This window comes from Chryseobacterium defluvii (assembly GCF_003634775.1).
GTDB lineage: Bacteria > Bacteroidota > Bacteroidia > Flavobacteriales > Weeksellaceae > Chryseobacterium > Chryseobacterium defluvii.
In genome coordinates, this window is sequence record NZ_RBXB01000002.1 from 1 (window position 1) to 17109 (window position 17109).

16 protein-coding genes, 3 tRNA genes and 1 pseudogene are annotated in these 17109 nt (G+C 37.6%); 16 read left to right on the forward strand and 4 right to left on the reverse strand.

Annotated elements, in window-relative coordinates:
• From BCF58_RS17365 to BCF58_RS06820, 8 genes and pseudogenes are all read left to right on the forward strand, one after another.
• Positions 1 to 1059: pseudogene (locus tag BCF58_RS17365) on the forward strand (hypothetical protein); the annotation flags it as partial.
• Positions 1060 to 1197: 138 nt separating this feature from the next.
• Entirely contained in the window at positions 1198 to 1512 is a 315-nt protein-coding gene (locus BCF58_RS06790; RefSeq protein ID WP_317126240.1) for a helix-turn-helix domain-containing protein, read from the forward strand.
• Positions 1488 to 1832: a helix-turn-helix domain-containing protein gene (locus tag BCF58_RS06795; protein WP_121461989.1), complete on the forward strand. Its 345-nt coding sequence runs from the start codon at positions 1488 to 1490 to the stop codon at positions 1830 to 1832. The genes BCF58_RS06790 and BCF58_RS06795 overlap by 25 nt, the downstream gene beginning before the upstream one ends.
• A gap of 94 nt (positions 1833 to 1926) precedes the next feature.
• Entirely contained in the window at positions 1927 to 2403 is a 477-nt protein-coding gene (locus BCF58_RS06800; protein WP_121461070.1) for a hypothetical protein, read from the forward strand.
• A gap of 12 nt (positions 2404 to 2415) precedes the next feature.
• Positions 2416 to 2604: a DUF6496 domain-containing protein gene (locus BCF58_RS06805; RefSeq protein ID WP_121461071.1), complete on the forward strand. Its 189-nt coding sequence runs from the start codon at positions 2416 to 2418 to the stop codon at positions 2602 to 2604.
• A gap of 320 nt (positions 2605 to 2924) precedes the next feature.
• Positions 2925 to 4511, forward strand: coding sequence for a sulfatase (locus BCF58_RS06810; RefSeq protein WP_121461072.1), 1587 nt, complete (start codon positions 2925 to 2927; stop codon positions 4509 to 4511).
• A 45-nt stretch (positions 4512 to 4556) separates the two neighbouring features.
• On the forward strand, positions 4557 to 6155 hold the full coding sequence (locus BCF58_RS06815) for a sulfatase (RefSeq protein WP_228434750.1): 1599 nt from the start codon (positions 4557 to 4559) through the stop codon (positions 6153 to 6155).
• A gap of 29 nt (positions 6156 to 6184) precedes the next feature.
• Entirely contained in the window at positions 6185 to 7300 is a 1116-nt protein-coding gene (locus BCF58_RS06820; protein WP_228434751.1) for a formylglycine-generating enzyme family protein, read from the forward strand.
• 142 nt (positions 7301 to 7442) lie between these two features.
• Here the strand turns inward: BCF58_RS06820 and glgP are convergent, their stop codons facing one another.
• Positions 7443 to 9107, reverse strand: a complete 1665-nt coding sequence (glgP, locus tag BCF58_RS06825) for an alpha-glucan family phosphorylase (protein WP_121461074.1) — start codon at positions 9105 to 9107, stop codon at positions 7443 to 7445.
• Positions 9108 to 9262: 155 nt separating this feature from the next.
• On the opposite strand from glgP, the gene BCF58_RS06830 reads away from it, so the two are divergent.
• From BCF58_RS06830 to BCF58_RS06845, 4 genes are all read left to right on the forward strand, one after another.
• On the forward strand, positions 9263 to 10060 hold the full coding sequence (locus tag BCF58_RS06830) for a hypothetical protein (protein ID WP_121461075.1): 798 nt from the start codon (positions 9263 to 9265) through the stop codon (positions 10058 to 10060).
• Between the two features lie 102 nt (positions 10061 to 10162).
• Positions 10163 to 10753 carry a DUF1572 domain-containing protein gene (locus tag BCF58_RS06835; protein WP_121461076.1) on the forward strand — a complete coding sequence of 197 codons (591 nt, stop codon included), beginning with the start codon at positions 10163 to 10165 and terminating at the stop codon, positions 10751 to 10753.
• A gap of 68 nt (positions 10754 to 10821) precedes the next feature.
• Entirely contained in the window at positions 10822 to 12168 is a 1347-nt protein-coding gene (gene mtaB / locus BCF58_RS06840; RefSeq protein ID WP_121461077.1) for a tRNA (N(6)-L-threonylcarbamoyladenosine(37)-C(2))-methylthiotransferase MtaB, read from the forward strand.
• A gap of 54 nt (positions 12169 to 12222) precedes the next feature.
• On the forward strand, positions 12223 to 13743 hold the full coding sequence (locus BCF58_RS06845; protein WP_121461078.1) for an FMN-binding glutamate synthase family protein: 1521 nt from the start codon (positions 12223 to 12225) through the stop codon (positions 13741 to 13743).
• Positions 13744 to 13785: 42 nt separating this feature from the next.
• Here the strand turns inward: BCF58_RS06845 and BCF58_RS06850 are convergent, their stop codons facing one another.
• Complete coding sequence (locus BCF58_RS06850) at positions 13786 to 14517, reverse strand: hypothetical protein (protein ID WP_121461079.1); 732 nt, start codon at positions 14515 to 14517, stop codon at positions 13786 to 13788.
• A 55-nt stretch (positions 14518 to 14572) separates the two neighbouring features.
• Here BCF58_RS06850 and BCF58_RS06855 point away from each other — a divergent pair, with 55 nt between their 5' ends.
• Complete coding sequence (locus BCF58_RS06855) at positions 14573 to 15013, forward strand: RNA-binding S4 domain-containing protein (protein ID WP_121461080.1); 441 nt, start codon at positions 14573 to 14575, stop codon at positions 15011 to 15013.
• On the opposite strand, the gene BCF58_RS06860 is transcribed toward BCF58_RS06855, so the two are convergent.
• Positions 15008 to 15523 carry a shikimate kinase gene (locus tag BCF58_RS06860; protein ID WP_121461081.1) on the reverse strand — a complete coding sequence of 172 codons (516 nt, stop codon included), beginning with the start codon at positions 15521 to 15523 and terminating at the stop codon, positions 15008 to 15010. The genes BCF58_RS06855 and BCF58_RS06860 overlap by 6 nt on opposite strands.
• A 116-nt stretch (positions 15524 to 15639) precedes the next feature.
• On the opposite strand from BCF58_RS06860, the gene BCF58_RS06865 reads away from it, so the two are divergent.
• The 3 genes from BCF58_RS06865 to BCF58_RS06875 all read left to right on the forward strand — a co-directional run bounded on the left by BCF58_RS06865 (position 15640) and on the right by BCF58_RS06875 (position 15978).
• Positions 15640 to 15712 (forward strand) — tRNA-Lys (locus tag BCF58_RS06865).
• 35 nt (positions 15713 to 15747) lie between these two features.
• A tRNA-Leu gene (locus BCF58_RS06870) sits at positions 15748 to 15830 on the forward strand.
• Positions 15831 to 15905: 75 nt separating this feature from the next.
• Positions 15906 to 15978 (forward strand) — tRNA-Lys (locus BCF58_RS06875).
• Between the two features lie 191 nt (positions 15979 to 16169).
• Here the strand turns inward: BCF58_RS06875 and panC are convergent.
• A complete protein-coding gene (gene panC, locus BCF58_RS06880; RefSeq protein ID WP_121461082.1) occupies positions 16170 to 17018 on the reverse strand; it encodes a pantoate--beta-alanine ligase in 849 nt (282 codons plus the stop codon).
• Between the last annotated feature and the right edge of the window lie 91 nt (positions 17019 to 17109).

Below are 17109 nucleotides of genomic sequence, written 5' to 3' on the forward strand. Positions count from 1 at the left end.
ACCTTGTCCACTACTGTTAACGGAATAACAGGTACTACTGTTCCTATTATCAACAGCAATACATTAACGTTATCAGGAAGCAGTCTGACCAGTACCGTGAATGGAATTTCAAGCACTGCGGTGAATCTGGCTCCGGCTATTACAGCAGCTACAACCAATGTACTGAACAGCTCCGGAAATACAATGACCTCAACGGTCAACGGAGTAACAGATACGGCACCTATTATCAATAGTGTAACGAACACGGTTTCAGGAAATACCCTTACTACTACCGTAAACGGGATACCTTCCAGCGCTGTTACGCTTCCGCAGGGAGTTAATATTTATAACTCTGATGGGACGCTTCTTGCTTACAGAACTGTTTCAATGAATAAGAACCCACTCGTTCTTTCACAGGATACAAACAATAATATAAGGTTTGATGTTGGCTCTACAGTTACAGGCGTTTCCCGTATTCTTTCAGAAGGATCTGTGAGTTCTCTGATACGTGCCGCAGTAGGTACAATAGCAGCAGGCTATCATACCCTTGATATGGAAATTCTAAGTGATGGAAAAGCCAGACTGCTTTCTGGTGGTAATACAGAACTACTTATAGGGACTTCCACTAATTCTGCACCATTAATATTTGCTGCTGGAAATCAAAGGGCTGTACTTACAGGGACGGGAAATTTTGGAATAGGAACGAGCACACCATCTCAAAGACTAGACGTTGCAGGCAATATAAAAGCTTCAGGTTCCCTTATATCTGGAACGACTACCTACCCGGACTATGTTTTCGAAGGATATTATAAAGGCTTCTCAAAGATCAATCCTGCCTACCAATTTAGAAAGCTGGATGAGGTGGAGAGCTTTATTAAAGAGAAAGGGCATCTTCCCGGATATCAATCCTTGGAAGAGGTGAAGCAAAAGGATATGGCGGTAGATATTACTCAGAACTCCATTACCAATATGGAAAAAATTGAAGAGTTATACCTGCATGTTATAGAGCTTAATAAAAAAATTAAATCCCTGGAGGAGAAGAATGTAGAACTTGAAAAGCTCGTTCTGCAGGGAAAATAAAAAACAAATAAGCAGGTAAATATGCAATTCAAAAACATTCATATAGGATCTTTGATTAATAAGCGAGTTACAGAATACGGGATAGATATATCCCGTATATGTAACTTCTTTAAATGTGAAATAAATGAAATAGAGAAAATGTATAGTGCGGAAAGTCTGGATTCTAATACCCTTTTGCGATGGAGTAAACTATTGGGATATGATTTTTTCAGAATATATTCTCAACATTTAATCCTGTATTCTCCCCAGTCAAATGTAATAAAGAATACTATGGGTTCTGATCATCATCTCATCCATCCTCCTCAGTTCAGAAAGAATATTTATACTAAAGAATTAATTGATTTTATTTTGGAATTATTGGAGGCAAAAGAAAAGACGAAACAGCAGATCATCGATGAATATAAAATTCCTAAAACTACCTTATACAAATGGATAGAAAAGTACAAAAAATAAACTCTCCGGATTACAGACGTATCTACCATGATATTATTGTAAGAAAATACCCGGATAAAAAAGAAAAATGCCTTTATATATTGGAAAAAGATACCCTATCTGCCCTGGATATTATCAGGCTTAATGCAATGATATTCGATAATGTTAGCAAGGAAACGTTGGCATTTAATCAAAGGCACAGGTCCTACAAGCCCTCAGCTATTCAGGAAATACTAAAATACCAGGAAAAAAATAGTTTAAATAATAGCCAGGTGGCTATTCATTTTCAGCTGAGCAGGAATACCATAGCAAAATGGAAAAGGTTGTATTCAGCCAATTAATATCTGGTTTATAGGAGGTTTATTTCTGTTATTATTTTGCAAGATTGGCAAAAGAATTGAATATATTATTATAAATCAGATTAAAATAATAATTATGGAAACAAATGCTTACAACCAGAAACTGAACCGTTACGTATTGAATGATCAAATTATCTATACAGGATTTTCAAGTTTTAAAGATGCTGAGGAATGTGCAGAGAAAAAAGGCGGTACTTTGGTAGAAGTCGCTTTTAAGGATGGAAATGATAATCCGGAAATTACTGGAAATGAAGCCGGGCTTATTGAAAAACAACTCCACTATTATGTAGATGCAGGTGATGAATACAAATTTATCCATTCATCTGATCCCGGATTCAGAAAATACGCGGACGAATTACAGAAGATAAAATCAAAGCTAAGAGAAGATGCCATAGATGAAAGATATTTAGCCAATTTTGAGATTGAAAATGCAGAAGACCCGATTGTGGTGCTCAAAAATGATCATTTCGAATCGGTAACTTCAAGAGAGCGTTCAAAATATTTGAAGCATGCTAAAGTATATGAATTAGGGGTATCCCTGCCAAAATCTTAAAAAAGAATTATCATGAGCAAGACTAAATATTCAGATAAAGCTCAGGACAAAGTAGAAAAAGTAATGCACGAATTCAAGGAAGGAAAGTTAAAATCTTCTTCCGGAAAAAAAGTGACAAGCAGAAAACAGGCGGTTGCCATAGGTATTTCTGAAGCCAGAGAAAAAGGCTTGAAAGTACCGCCTAAAAAAAAGAAAGATTAATTTTCTTATTCCTGAAAGGCAATTAATCTCATCAGATCAATACAGGAAAAAAGCACCTTACTGTTCTTACTTTACATACCTGTAAGGTGCTTTCAATAGTAAGAGAAGAGGTTTTCTAAATACAATTCCACGGAGTATATATTTTATACAGTTATTTTTCCAATAGAGCATCAATTGGAAGTAGCTTATTCATTAATTCCCTGAAGTATTTTATTTAAACTGTCGTGCACGTAAGCAAAAATGAGTCATCAGGCTGGATTATAAAACTTATCCAACTGTTGAAGCTATTAAAAGATAAACAAACTTTAAAATTTTAGTATATGTTCAAATTTTTATCCTCAACATCTTTGTTGCGTGTTATCCTTTTGATCCTACCAATTATGGGTATGGCACAAGGGAAAAAAAGTAGCCGTCCCAATGTTATATTTATTACTGTGGACGATCTGAGGCCAGAACTGGGAGTATACGGAAGCCCTGTAAAAACCCCTAATATTGACAGACTGGCAAAGAAAGGAATGACATTTACAAATGCATACTGTCAGGTAGCTGTTTGTGCTCCGTCAAGAGCAAGTGCATTAACGGGGCTAAGGCCGGATTCTACCAGGGTATGGGTGCTGGGCGAAGAGTTTCGCAAGATCCATCCGAATATAGTGACCATCCCTCAACAGTTTAAGAAATTCAATTATCATACCGTTTCTATTGGAAAGATTTTTCATAATCATATGCCGGACTCACTTTCTTTTGATGAGCCGGATCTTCGTCCTGCAGCCTATACAACTAGGGATATGGTAGACCGTGATCCCGAATCTTTCTATTTTGATGAGGACCTTAAAAAGGAATTAGCAGCCAAAAGATTAGAAAGATTAGCTAAAAACCCTAAGCGGTATGCTAACGGATGGGCCTACGGCCGTTCAGTAGAAATAGCAAATTGCCCGGATGATTCTTTATATGATGGCGCTCAGACAGCCCTCGCTATCAAAACTATAAACAGGATCAAAAATAAAAAGAAGCCTTTCTTTCTGGCTATGGGATATTTCAGACCACATTTACCGTTTGTAGCTCCTAAAAAATACTGGGATATGTATGATCCTAAGCAAATACCATTGGCCGACAATGATTTTATTCCATACAATATGCCAAGCATGGCCCTTTATAACCAACGGGAAATGACAGCCTGTTATGATCTTGAATATGTGAAGCCGCCTGCTTATTTCAGAATGCCTGAAAATGCTGCAAGGACACTTAAGCATGGCTATTATGCTTCAGTAAGCTATATAGATGCCTGTATCGGAAGATTAATAGATGAGCTGGAAAAACAAAAGCTGATGGATAATACCATTATTGTACTATGGGGAGATCACGGATGGAAGCTGGGCGAACATAATGCCTGGGGTAAGCAGACTAATTTTTTAAATGATACCCGTGTACCGCTCATCGTCTATGCTCCGGGAATGAAAAATTCAGGAGATAAAAATAATGAGCTTGTTGAAATGGTGGATGTCTATCCTACATTGTGTGACCTCGCAGGCATCGAAACACCGGATTATTTACAAGGATTAAGTTTCAAAAAACTGTTGAATGAAAATAACATTACCTGGAAACAAGCCGCATTCAATCAATTTCTTCGTCCGGCAGGCGAAGGTTCTGATATACGCAAGAAAGACTATATGGGATATTCAATGGTGACCAAAAACTACCATCTTGTAGAATGGTATTATTGGAATAAAGAAAAAAAACAGCCCGAAGCTTTAGTAGCCAGGGAGCTTTATGACCTGACCAACGATCCACAAGAGAACTTTAATATAGCAGTTTATCCTGAGAATAAAGAATTGATTGACAAGCTCTCTGAGCAACGCAAACGAGGATGGAAAGCGGTAAAAACCCAATTGATTACTGCTGCTCACTGAAAAGTCCGAAGAAAATTCATAATATAATTTAAAAAGAAATTACATATGAAATATCAAAATTTCATCAAAGCTATATGGGCTTTATCCCTATGTTGTATGGTGATGAGCTTTTCTGAAAATCCCGGAAGCAAAAAAAATCCTGTAAGGAAAGTAAAGCCCACACAAAAGCAACAAAGACCAAATGTTCTTTTCATCCCTATTGATGATCTCAGGCCGGATACAGGTTGTTATGGTAATAAGATCATAAAAACACCTAACATAGACAGGCTGGCCAAAAGGGGCGTTGTATTTAATCGGGCGTATTGTCAGCAGGCCGTTTGTAATCCGTCACGTGCGAGTTTGCTTACAGGTTTACGTCCCGATTCTACCCAGGTATGGGATCTTAAGACAGATCTCAGACAAAAGATGCCGGATGTAGTCACCCTTCCTCAGATATTTAAAAATAACGGATATTATACGGTAGGTATTGGAAAAGCTTTTCACAATGATTATCCTGATGCGTTTTCATGGAATGAAGATCTCCATGTAGACGGATTTCCTTTTGATCCTGATGCAACATATCAGTTAACAGACAATCTTATCATCCAGAAAGAAAAGGAACTGGCAATTTTGAGAAGCGGGAAAGCTACGTTTGATAAATATGGGTTTATATACGTTAAAGCCAATTCTACAGAAAAGGCAGATGTAAATGATGATGCTTATTATGATGGAGCTCAAACCTCAATGGCCATCAGGAAACTGAAAGAACTGAAACAAAAAGAGGAGCCCTTCTTCTTTTCAGTAGGATATTACCGTCCACATTTACCGTTTAACGCTCCCAAAAAATATTGGGATTTATATAATCCTAATGATATTCCGCTTGCCAGAAATCAGTTTGTTCCCAAAAATGCACCTGATTTTGCCCTGTATGGTGATGAAGAATTGAGGGGTTATACCGATAGGGCAGATCTTCCTTCACCATGGGACCCTCCTTATGATGTGGAAAAACAACGCCATTTATTACACGCCTATTATGCATCAGTATCCTATACAGATGCCCAGATCGGTAGGCTTTTGGATGCATTGGACGAACTGGGGCTTAGTGACAATACCATAGTGGTGCTATGGGGAGACCATGGATGGAAATTGGGAGAACATAATAGCTGGGGTAAACAAAGTAATTATGAAATAGACACAAGAGTTCCCCTTATTATTAGCGGGGCCGGCGTACAGGCAAAAGGGAAAAAAAGTAATGCTCTCACTGAGTTTGTGGATATTTATCCCACTCTATGTGATATGACCGGGATAACGATCCCTGACTACCTTCAAGGGACCAGTATGAAACCTTTGCTTACTGATCCGGACAGGAGATGGAAAACAGCAGCCTATAGCCAATATTTGATGGGCAGGTTTGGCCCTAAAGAAAAACGAAAACCTGAAAAAATGGGATATGCCATCCGTACAGATAAATACCGGTATGTGGAATGGTTCGAATGGAATAAAGAAACCTCAAAACCTGGAGCTTATCTGGCGCGGGAGCTCTATGACCATACAAATGATCCTGATGAAAATGTGAATATTGCTGGAGAAAAAGCAAATAAAAAGCTTATAAATCAACTTTCTTTACAATTGAAAAAAGGATGGCGATATAGCAAGCCCCAATAAAGGATATTAATAAAACAGATCAAAATTCGATGACCTCTACAAAAATGATCCTTCTCGGGTCAGGCATCTTAATCATCTTATGTGCCTGTAACAAAGATAAAGCCTTAAAAAAGCAGCTAGATCAAAAAAATGCCCATAGCTGCATGACTATGCCCGGACGTTTTGGAGCTGCAGATTCGTCAGATATAGCTTTTGGAGGGAATACCTCAGTAGAAGGAATGGTATTGATACCCGGAGGCAGATTTGATATGGGTGGCGATAATAATCAGGCCGATGCGGATGAATATCCTAAACATCAGGTACAGGTTTCATCATTCTATATGGATATAACGGAAGTAACCAACGCTCAGTTCAGAAAATTTGTGGATGCTACCGGATATATAACGACCGCAGAGCGTATCCCCGATTGGGAAGAATTGAAAAAAAATGTACCCGCAGGAACGCCCAAACCTCCGGATAGCTTATTAGTAGCTGCATCATTAGTGTTTAAGCCCACCAGAAAACCAGTAGATTTAAATAATTATACCCAATGGTGGAAATGGATAAAGGGAGCCGATTGGAAGCATCCAAAAGGCCTTGGAAGCAATATTGAAGGCAAAGATAATTATCCGGTTGTACATATAAGCTGGGACGATGCCCAGGCATACTGCAAATGGACGGGCAAACGCCTGCCGACAGAAGCTGAATGGGAATATGCTGCCCGGGGCGGATTGAAAAATAATATTTATCCTTGGGGCAACGAATCCATAAATAAAGGCTTACCGAAAGCAAATAGTTGGGAAGGGAAATTCCCGTATTTTAATGAAAAAAAAGATGGATACACAGAGCTTGCTCCCGTAACATCATTCAAAGCTAACGGATATGGACTGTATGATATGGCTGGAAATGTTTGGGAATGGTGCAGTGATCTTTATTCTTACAATTATTATAAGGAATTGGAGGGTAAGGTAAGCCTAAATCCCAAAGGTCCAGATACATCTTATGATCCACAGGAGCCCTATACATCAAAACGAAGCTTGCGTGGCGGAAGCTTTATGTGTAATGACAGCTATTGCAGTGGTTACAGGGTGGCAAGACGTATGAAAAGCAGCCCCGATACAAGCTTGGAAAATACAGGCTTCAGATGTGTTAAAGATTTAAAATAATAGAAATAAAACGATTCGAAATAGTAAATCTTTTTTTAAGTTGAGATGAAAGTAATGAAAACGGCTTGGGAAATTTTCCCAAGCCGTTTTATAGGTAGATAAAAGCTGTTTCTTAAAGTCTGCAGATTACCTTTCCTGCATTCTAGCCTTTATAATTATACAGTACCTTATAATATTCGTCCGCCATTCTGTCGCTGTTGAACTGGTCTTTAACATCATTCATTGCGTTATACTGGATTTTTCTCCATGTATCCGGACGGTCATAGTAGGTGGGAAGAATTTCGTTCTCAAGGATCTCATACAATTTGTTTAAATCATAATTATCCTGCTCGTAAATACTCATATTCAGATAATCTGCTTTTGGAACGACAAATGAGTTTTCTCCGTGTTTTGAGAATTCAGGAATCCATCCATCATCTGTAGATAAGTTTACGGAGCCATTCATTGCAGCCGTCATTCCGGAAGTTCCGGAAGCTTCTCTCGGAACTCTTGGGTTGTTTAACCAAAGATCGGAGCCTTGTTTTAAAGATTTGCTTAATGAAAGCTCATAACCCGTTAAAACGGCCATGTTTTTGTGATTTTTACTTTCCTCTACCAAAGTATTGAATGTGGAAATAGCAGAATAATCCATCGGATAAGGTTTACCTGCCCAGATGATCTGTACCGGATATTTCGGATGATTCAGTAGTTGATAAAACCTGTCTTTATCATGCAAAAGCAGATCGGCACGTTTATATCCGGCAAATCTTCTTGCCCAGACTATGGTAAACACATTCGGATTAAATAAATTTCCGGTTTGGTCTGCAACGATTTTGAAAAGTCTCTTTTTTAAATGTTTTTTGCGGTAATCGAAAACAGTTTCGTCATTCTCATCTTTCGCATTATAAAGAGGCTTATCAGACCAGTATTTGAATTCCTGAGCGTTGGTAATGGAAGTGATTTCACAGATTCCGGGATATTTACTCCACATGGCCCTCGAAACAATTCCGTGAAGCTGTGATACACCATTAGCGATTCTTGCCATTTTCAAAGCGCAAAGTGAATGGTTGAAACGGTCATCATCAGCACCTTCAATACTTTTTACATCTTCCATGCTAAAGCCTGAAAAATAAGACATATCATGACATAATCTCAAATTATGCTTTTCATTTCCAGCCTCCTCCGGAGTATGGGTAGTGAATACCAGTTTTTCCTTTACCCTGTTAAGATCACCGTTATATTTTTTCAGTAAATGAAATGCTGCGGGAAGTCCATGAGCTTCATTCAAGTGATAAATATCTCTTTCAATATTCATTTCATCCAATAATTGGGCTCCTCCTTTTCCCAGCAGAATATATTGAGCAAGCTTGGTGGATTCATTGGCATCATATAATTTGTGGCAGATGGTCTTCGAAACGTGATCATTTTCAGGCACATCTGTAGAAAGGAAAAACATAGGTGCCGTATTGAAGATTTCAGGATCCAGATACCATACTTTTACCCAAACAGGAGCACTGTGGATTTCAATCTGAAATTTAATTCCTGTATCTTCAAGAAAACTATACATCTTCCTTGTCCAGACGGGTTGTAAAGTCTGGTCGTGATTTCTTGCCTGATCATAATAACCGAATTTCCAAAGAATGCCGATTCCGATAAGATCCTGCTTCAGGTTATAGGCACTTCTCATATGAGAGCCAGCTAAAAATCCCAATCCTCCCGAATATATTTTCAATACCTGCTCAATGGCAAACTCCATTGAAAAATAGGCTACTTTTTTAGAATATTGTGGATGTACGCTAAAAGGTATTTTAAAATTCTTAAAATCCATAAAACTGTGTTTTTGTATGTGAAGGGGCAAAGGTATTAATTATGAAAATAAACTTTACATTAATTATTTAATAAATTATTTTTAAAACTATCTCTCGAATAGTTTTTTTACTTACCTTTAGGTTGTAAATTTTTGATAATCAAAAGCTTCTCGTGATGAAAAAGATGTTTTCAGATGAAGATTTAATCAAGAATCTAAGCCTATATTACCTGAATCGACATTTGAAAAAAAAGCCGATAGAGAAATACCACCGTACCATAGACGAATCTCCGCTTCACGACCGGGAAAAGTACAAGAAGAAGTCCGAGATTTTACTCCTTAATTCTTTTATGCATCATTTTCCGGAGATTACTTTTGAAAATCTTACCTGTGAAAGTCCCGACTTTATTGCTAAATTCAACGACAAAAAAATTGGAATCGAACTTACTGAAGTGATCAACCATCTGGAAATGAAAAAGGTTGAAAGCTGCTTAAATAAGATTTTCCGTCAGGCCGAAATACTATTGGAACAAGAAGACACTACGAAATATCGTGGTGTTTATTTTTTAGAATTCCACTCTCATATCAAGTTCGATAAGCTGGAAGATCAGCAGGAAATTATCCTGGCTATTTATAAAAGCATTAAAAAGCATAAACCGGTCGGTTGTGTAAAAAGTATCCGGAAATCCGTCCACCGGAGAAATGTATTCATTACTCATGAATATAATATGAACCTGTTTGATGAACTTTGCTCTGAAAAGATCCTGGAGCTGATAGAAAAGAAAAACGAAAAATTCCCCTATTATGACACTTCTGTAGATGAATGTTGGCTGGTAATAGTTTCTGATATGAATTCCCTGGCTTCACGATATACCTTTATCCAGGATAAAGAACACCTAAAAGAAGTGAAAAGCCCGTTCCATAAAATTTTTCACCTTGAAAATCTCTGCGGGAATATTACCAGTATAAAATAATCATTCCGGATAGCAAAGATGGCTTATACAAATAGAATTTATCAATTCAAATTGAAACTTCCGAAGCTGTTTTCTTTTTAAATTTGATACAAACTATATAAAATGAAAGACCTGTTCATCAAACGTTTCGAATATTACAAATCACTGGGGGACAAAACATTTGATCAGCTTTCCGATGAGCAGATCTTCTGGCAATACAATGAAGAAAGCAATTCAATAGCAATGATTGTAAAGCATATCGCCGGAAATATGTTATCACGATGGACCAATTTTCTAACCGAAGACGGTGAAAAACCTTGGAGAAACCGTGATGAAGAATTTGTCAACACTTTTACCACAAAACAAGAAGTCATTGATTTTTGGGTAAAAGGCTGGAAATGTTTTTTTGACGCTTTGGAACAAATCACAGATGACAATGTATATGCCACCATTTATATAAGAGGAGAAGCACATTCTGTGATTGATGCGGTTTTCCGTCAATTGGCTCATTACCCGTATCACATAGGGCAAATCATTTATATTGCCAAGATGATGAAAAATGATGACTGGAAAACACTTTCCATTGCCCGAAACAAATCTCAGGAGTTTAATTCGGAGATGAAAGATAAATTTTCCGGAAGCGGACAAAGCTCAAATTCATCACCTGTATGTTTTCAAAACAGCCCTGAAGTAAGGGATGAATACAAGCAATAGATTCAATCAATTTAGTATTGTTATTAAAATCATTATCTTTGCACCCAGAAAAAATTCAGGAAGTATCCATGTCAAATCTTCATAAAACTGCTGCATATCATACCCTTGGCTGCAAATTAAATTTTGCGGAAACATCTACTATTGCCCGTCAATTAACAGATGCAGGTTATGATAAGGTAAGTTTTGATGATAAAGCAGATATTTATGTTATTAACACCTGTTCCGTAACTGAAAATGCAGATCGTGAATGTAAACTTCATGTGAAAAGAGCCATGAAAGCCAACCCGGAAGGTTTGGTGGTAATCGTTGGATGTTATGCCCAGCTGAAACCTGAAGAAATTTCACAAATCGAGGGGGTGGATCTGGTATTGGGAGCTAAAGAGAAATTCAATATCCTGAGCTATCTTGATGATCTGAAAAAATCTGAAAGTGAAGGGGTTGTTCATTCTTGTGAAATTGAAGAAACCGATTTTTTTATCGGGAGCTACTCCATTGGAGACAGAACCAGGGCTTTTCTGAAAGTTCAGGACGGATGTGATTATAAGTGTACCTATTGCACCATTCCTTTGGCAAGAGGGATTTCCCGTTCAGATACCATCGAAAACGTATTGAAAAATGCTAAAGAAATTGCTGAAAGAGATATCAAAGAGATTGTTCTTACCGGAGTAAACATTGGAGATTACGGAAAGGGGGAGTTGGGTAACAAGAGACACGAGCATACCTTCCTGGATCTTATTTCAGAGCTTGATCAGGTAGACGGCATTGAAAGAATCCGTATCTCTTCCATAGAACCTAATCTGTTAAAGGACGAAAGCATAGAGCTTGTTTCTAAAAGCAAAAGCTTTGTGCCGCATTTTCATATTCCGTTACAATCCGGAAGCGATGATTTATTGAAAAAAATGAAACGTCGTTACTTGACTAAATTGTACAGCGACAGAGTAAGCAAAATCCGTGAGATGATGCCTCATGCTGCTATAGGCGTAGACGTTATTGTCGGATTCCCGGGAGAAACTGAAGAAAGATTTATGGAGACCTATAACTTCCTGAATGAACTTCCGATTACTTATCTGCATGTTTTCACCTATTCCGAAAGAGAAAACACCGAAGCTGCCGGAATGGACGGAGTAGTTCCGGTAGCCGAAAGAAAAAAACGAAACAAAATGCTGCGAATTCTTTCAGAAAAGAAAAAAATGGCATTTTACCAGACCCAGCTTGGAAAAACACTTCCTGTACTTTGGGAACACGAAAATAAAGACGGAAAAATGTTCGGCTTCACAGAAAACTATGTGAGAGTACAAAAAGATTTTGATCCGGCTTCAGTTAATCAGATAGAATTTTTAAATTTAGAAAAAATCCTGTCAGATGGCACGGTTTCTGTGCAATCTTCATACGAAAGTTTTTTAGCAAAAGCATAGTTCTTTTTGCTAAATTTCCACTACATTTATTTTTAACTTTTAAATCCTAGATTCATGAGAGATAAGTTTTTATCTTGGGGAATTGTATTGGTAGTTGCTACATGGATTATAGCATTACTGATCAGAGCACATTATTGGATACCCATCCTGTTATCCGCCATTTATGCATTGGGCGTTTACAATGCTTATCAAACCAAACATGCCATTTTGAGGAATTTCCCTGTTTTGGGCTATTTCAGATACTTTTTCGAGGGAATTTCTCCCGAAATGCAGCAGTATTTTATCGAAAGAGAAACAGATGGGAAACCGTTTCCAAGAAATCAGCGTTCTGCAGTGTACAGACGTGCTAAAAACCTTGGCGATACAGTTGCTTTTGGAACACAATTAGAAGTTAATCACAGAAAATATGAAGGAATCAAACACTCTATATATGCGAAGTCTCCGTCAGAAGAGCTTCCGAGAGTTTGGGTAGGAGGAGAGCAGTGTACACAGCCTTATCACGCTTCTCTGTTCAATATTTCAGCCATGAGTTTCGGCTCTTTGAGTGACAGGGCTCAGGTTTCATTGAATAAAGGGGCTAAAAAAGGTAATTTCTACCATAATACGGGAGAAGGAGGGATTTCACCTTATCACTTAGAAGGAGGTGGAGATTTATGCTGGCAAATCGGAACCGGGTATTTCGGTTGCAGGGATGATGAGGGAAAATTCAATCCTGAATTATTTGCCCAATATTCAACTCTTCCCAATGTGAAAATGATTGAAATTAAATTATCACAGGGAGCAAAACCTGGTCATGGCGGCGTTTTACCCGGAGTGAAAAATACACCTGAAATTGCTAAAATCCGTCACGTAACCCCGGGAATGACGATTATTTCACCGCCCTCACATTCTTCTTTTTCGGATGCTGCAGGATTGTTGAGGTTTGTACAGCAGTTAAGAGAACTTTCGGGAGGAAAGCCGGTTGGGTTTAAACTTTGTATTGGAGATACTAAAGAATTTGAAGATATCTGTGTTCAGATGAATGTCCTGAAGATCTATCCGGATTTCATCACTGTGGACGGAGCAGAAGGAGGAACAGGGGCTGCCCCGCCTGAGTTTTCAGATGGAGTGGGAATGCCTTTGGAACCTGCTTTGATCTTCGTGAACAGAACCCTTAAAAATTATAATTTAAGAGATAAATTAAGAGTCATTGCAAGCGGAAAAGTACTGACGAGTCTGGATATCCTGAGAGCGATTGCTATGGGAGCAGATATGTGTAACAATGCAAGAGGATTTATGTTTGCATTGGGTTGTATTCAGGCTTTGAGATGTAATTCGAATAATTGTCCTACCGGAGTGGCCACTCAGGATAAGATGCTGATCAAAGGTCTTGATGTTACGGATAAGAGTGAGAGGGTATATCATTTCCATAAAAACACCCTTCATACCTGTAATGAATTAATTGCTGCGGCAGGAAGAAATTCCTACGAAGAAGTAGATGCCACCATGTTTATGAGAGGAGATGAATTCGACCATCTTTCCGATTTGTATTTCCCGGATATTTTGGGGAATGTGAAGCAGAGAACTCAATTTTAGAGATAAAAAAAACCGTTTCAATTTGAAACGGTTTTTATTTTATTAAGGTCTGGCTTCTGTTTTATACACCTGGAAATTAAAGATAAATGTTCTGTTTCTGAAAGAATATCCTGTATAATTATAATGGGCATCTCTTGCAAAAGCAGCTCTTGACGGAACAAGAATAACACCCTGAAGGTTATAGTTCTCGTCATCCGCTTTATTGAAGGCTTTGTATTTTTGTAATGCTTCACTGAAACCTTCGATCATATAATAATTCTTCTGTTTCGCAACATCAGTAGTTGCTGCTGTAATTAATGGATCCTGATCAGCAATATAATAGAATTTAGGGTCTATTAAAGGAGATCCGGTTCCGTCAATCGTATTAAAAAAGTCGGAATAGGAAATAAAAGTGACATTCCCATCGTTATCCGCAGCAAGAGCAGTTTGTGATTTCATCATGATTCTGGTGATATCTGTTGCTCCGATTGTGGTACCAGGGTCCGGCTGAGCTCCGTTTCTGATAATGTATACAACACCGGAAGGTAATGTTACAGGGCTCATCGCTGATAATTTGGTTTCATTGTCATCAGCAGGATCTGTGCTGCTGAAGGTTTTTATATTTCCTTGGGAATCCAGATAATGTTCGGTTAAATATTTCTGGATCGCCTGGTCATCATAATTGTTCTGTACTGCAATATCTTCAGGCTCTACATAAGTTTCCACATCATCATCTTTTTTACAGGCTGAAAAGCATAATGACCCCGCAAGGATATATAAAAATATTTTTTTCATTTCAAAAAACTTTAATTACTTTACAAATAATATAACGACAAAAGTATAAAAAATTATGAGAATAGATAAATTTTTATGGAGCATTCGTTTTTATAAGACGAGAACTATTGCAACAGAGGAAATTAAGAAGAACAGAGTTGCTATTGGGGAAGCCACTGTAAAGTCTTCTAAAGAGGTGAAAGAAGGAGATGTAATAAAGATCCGTAAAAATCAGATAGACTATAAAATTAAAGTTATACAAATTCCCAAAAGCAGGATAGGGGCCAAACTGGTACCCCTCCATATCAAAGATGTAACAGATAAAGAACAGTATGAGCTTCTTAAATTACGTAAAATGTCTCAGGACTATTACAGGATTAAAGGAGAAGGAAGGCCTACCAAAAAGGACAGGAGAGACATGGATGAATATGTAGAAAATGATGTTACGTCAGATTTTACAGACTGGGATGACTTTTTTGGTGAAAGTAATCCTTCAGATCATGATGATGAATCATAAATAAAGTTTTTCTATAATTTCGTTCACAATATCTTCCGGGTCGCGGGAATCTGTATTCACACTGAATTGTGCCTTATTGTAAAATTCATTTCTTTCAAATAAATGCTTGGCAATAAACTCAGGGAGGCTTTCATCGGAAATATGGGCAATAAGAGGCCTTTTTTCTTTTTGTTTTGAAAGTCTTTCTGTTAAAGAAGCCACGGAAGCCTTCAGAAAAATACTTTTTGAGTTATGGTTAATGATTTCCATATTATTATAATATACAGGAGTTCCGCCTCCCAGGCTTAGTATAATATTTTCCTGCGTTGCCAGAATTTCTTCCAGAGTTTCCCTTTCCAGCTTTCTAAAGTAAATTTCCCCCTTGTTCTCGAAGATTTCAGGGATCGTCAGCTTGTTTCTTCTGGAAATCTCTTTATCGAGGTCAATTAATTTAAAATTGAGTTTTTCGCTTAAAATTTTGGAAACGTGAGACTTGCCACTTCCCATATATCCGACCAGTGAAATTATCATGATAAAATTTTAAACAAATTTGCGAAAAAGTTTTGAGAAATTAAAAAAAGTCATATCTTTGCACCACTTAAAACAAGGGACATTACTTCAACGTAAATCGCTTGTAGAAAGTGGCCGACCTGGTAGCTCAGCTGGTAGAGCAATACACTTTTAATGTATGGGTCCTGGGTTCGAATCCCAGCCAGGTCACAAGCAAAAATTTCATAAGAAATTATGTTTTTTTTGCCTGCGTGGTGAAATTGGTAGACACGCCATCTTGAGGGGGTGGTTTCCTAAGGATGTGCTGGTTCGAGTCCAGTCGCAGGCACTGCAGAAAAAAAATAAATAATTAATAGTGAAAAATTAAAAAATAATTTTATATTTAACATTATTAATTGTGGCCGACCTGGTAGCTCAGCTGGTAGAGCAATACACTTTTAATGTATGGGTCCTGGGTTCGAATCCCAGCCAGGTCACGAGTTTACTGAAAAGTAAATTTTTTTCATATTAATATTTTGTGATTTGGTGTTTCAAAGGCTTCCCTAGGAAGCCTTTGATTTTTTATGTATGATATTACAGGATTTTTTAAAACTCCTTTTGCAATAAATAAGCGTTGCTTGAAAAGCAACGCTTATTATTTTATAAAATATCTTATTGCAGGATTTTGCTAGTCCAAATGCATATTGTCAATTAACCTTACCCCGTCTACCACAACCACAATAAAGGCTCTGTATTGTTTATCCGTATAAAAAAAGTCAGTTTCTTTTAAAGTGGCTTCATCGGCAATCAGGAAATACTCCAGTTTCATCCCTTGCTGATGATCAAAAATATCAGTCACTCTGTTTTTGATTTCGGGAATGGTAACCACTCGGAACCAGTCATTCACCTTTTTTAAGGTTTCATAAATAATTTTTGAGGCTTCCCTTCTGTCCTCATGCAACCTTTGATTTCTGGAACTTAATGCAAGGCCATTCTCAGCCCTGTAAATAGGAACTCCTTTTATTTTTATAGGAAGCTTCTTTTTTTCGACCATTTTTTTGATAATTGCTAATTGTTGAAAATCTTTCTCTCCAAAATAAGCATTATCCGGCTTTACCTGTCTGAAAAGCTCTTCCACAACCGTTCCTACACCGTCAAAATGCCCTGGTCGGGATTTTCCTTCCATCTCATCTTCCAATCCGTCGAAATCATAATGCTGGCTTACGGCTTTTTCAGGGTAAATATCATGTACTTCCGGTATGTAAACAGCATCTACCAGTCCGGAATTTTTCAGAATCAAAATATCACGGTCTATATTGCGGGGATATTTCTCCAAGTCTTCCGGGTTATTGAACTGGGTTGGATTGACGAAAATTGAGGAAACAACAAGGTCATTTTCTTCCCTAGCTGCTTCATACAGAGATAAATGCCCGTTATGCAGCGCACCCATGGTAGGTGCAAAACCTATTTTCTTCCCCATTTCCTTTTGTCTTTCAACAAAATCCTGAAGAGTCTTTTTACTTTTTAGAACTTCCATAGTTTATTGTAATAGCAATTCAAAAATACTAAAAATATCATATAATAAAATGTGTTTTTGATAATTTGAAAAAGGGAATTATCGTAAAAAA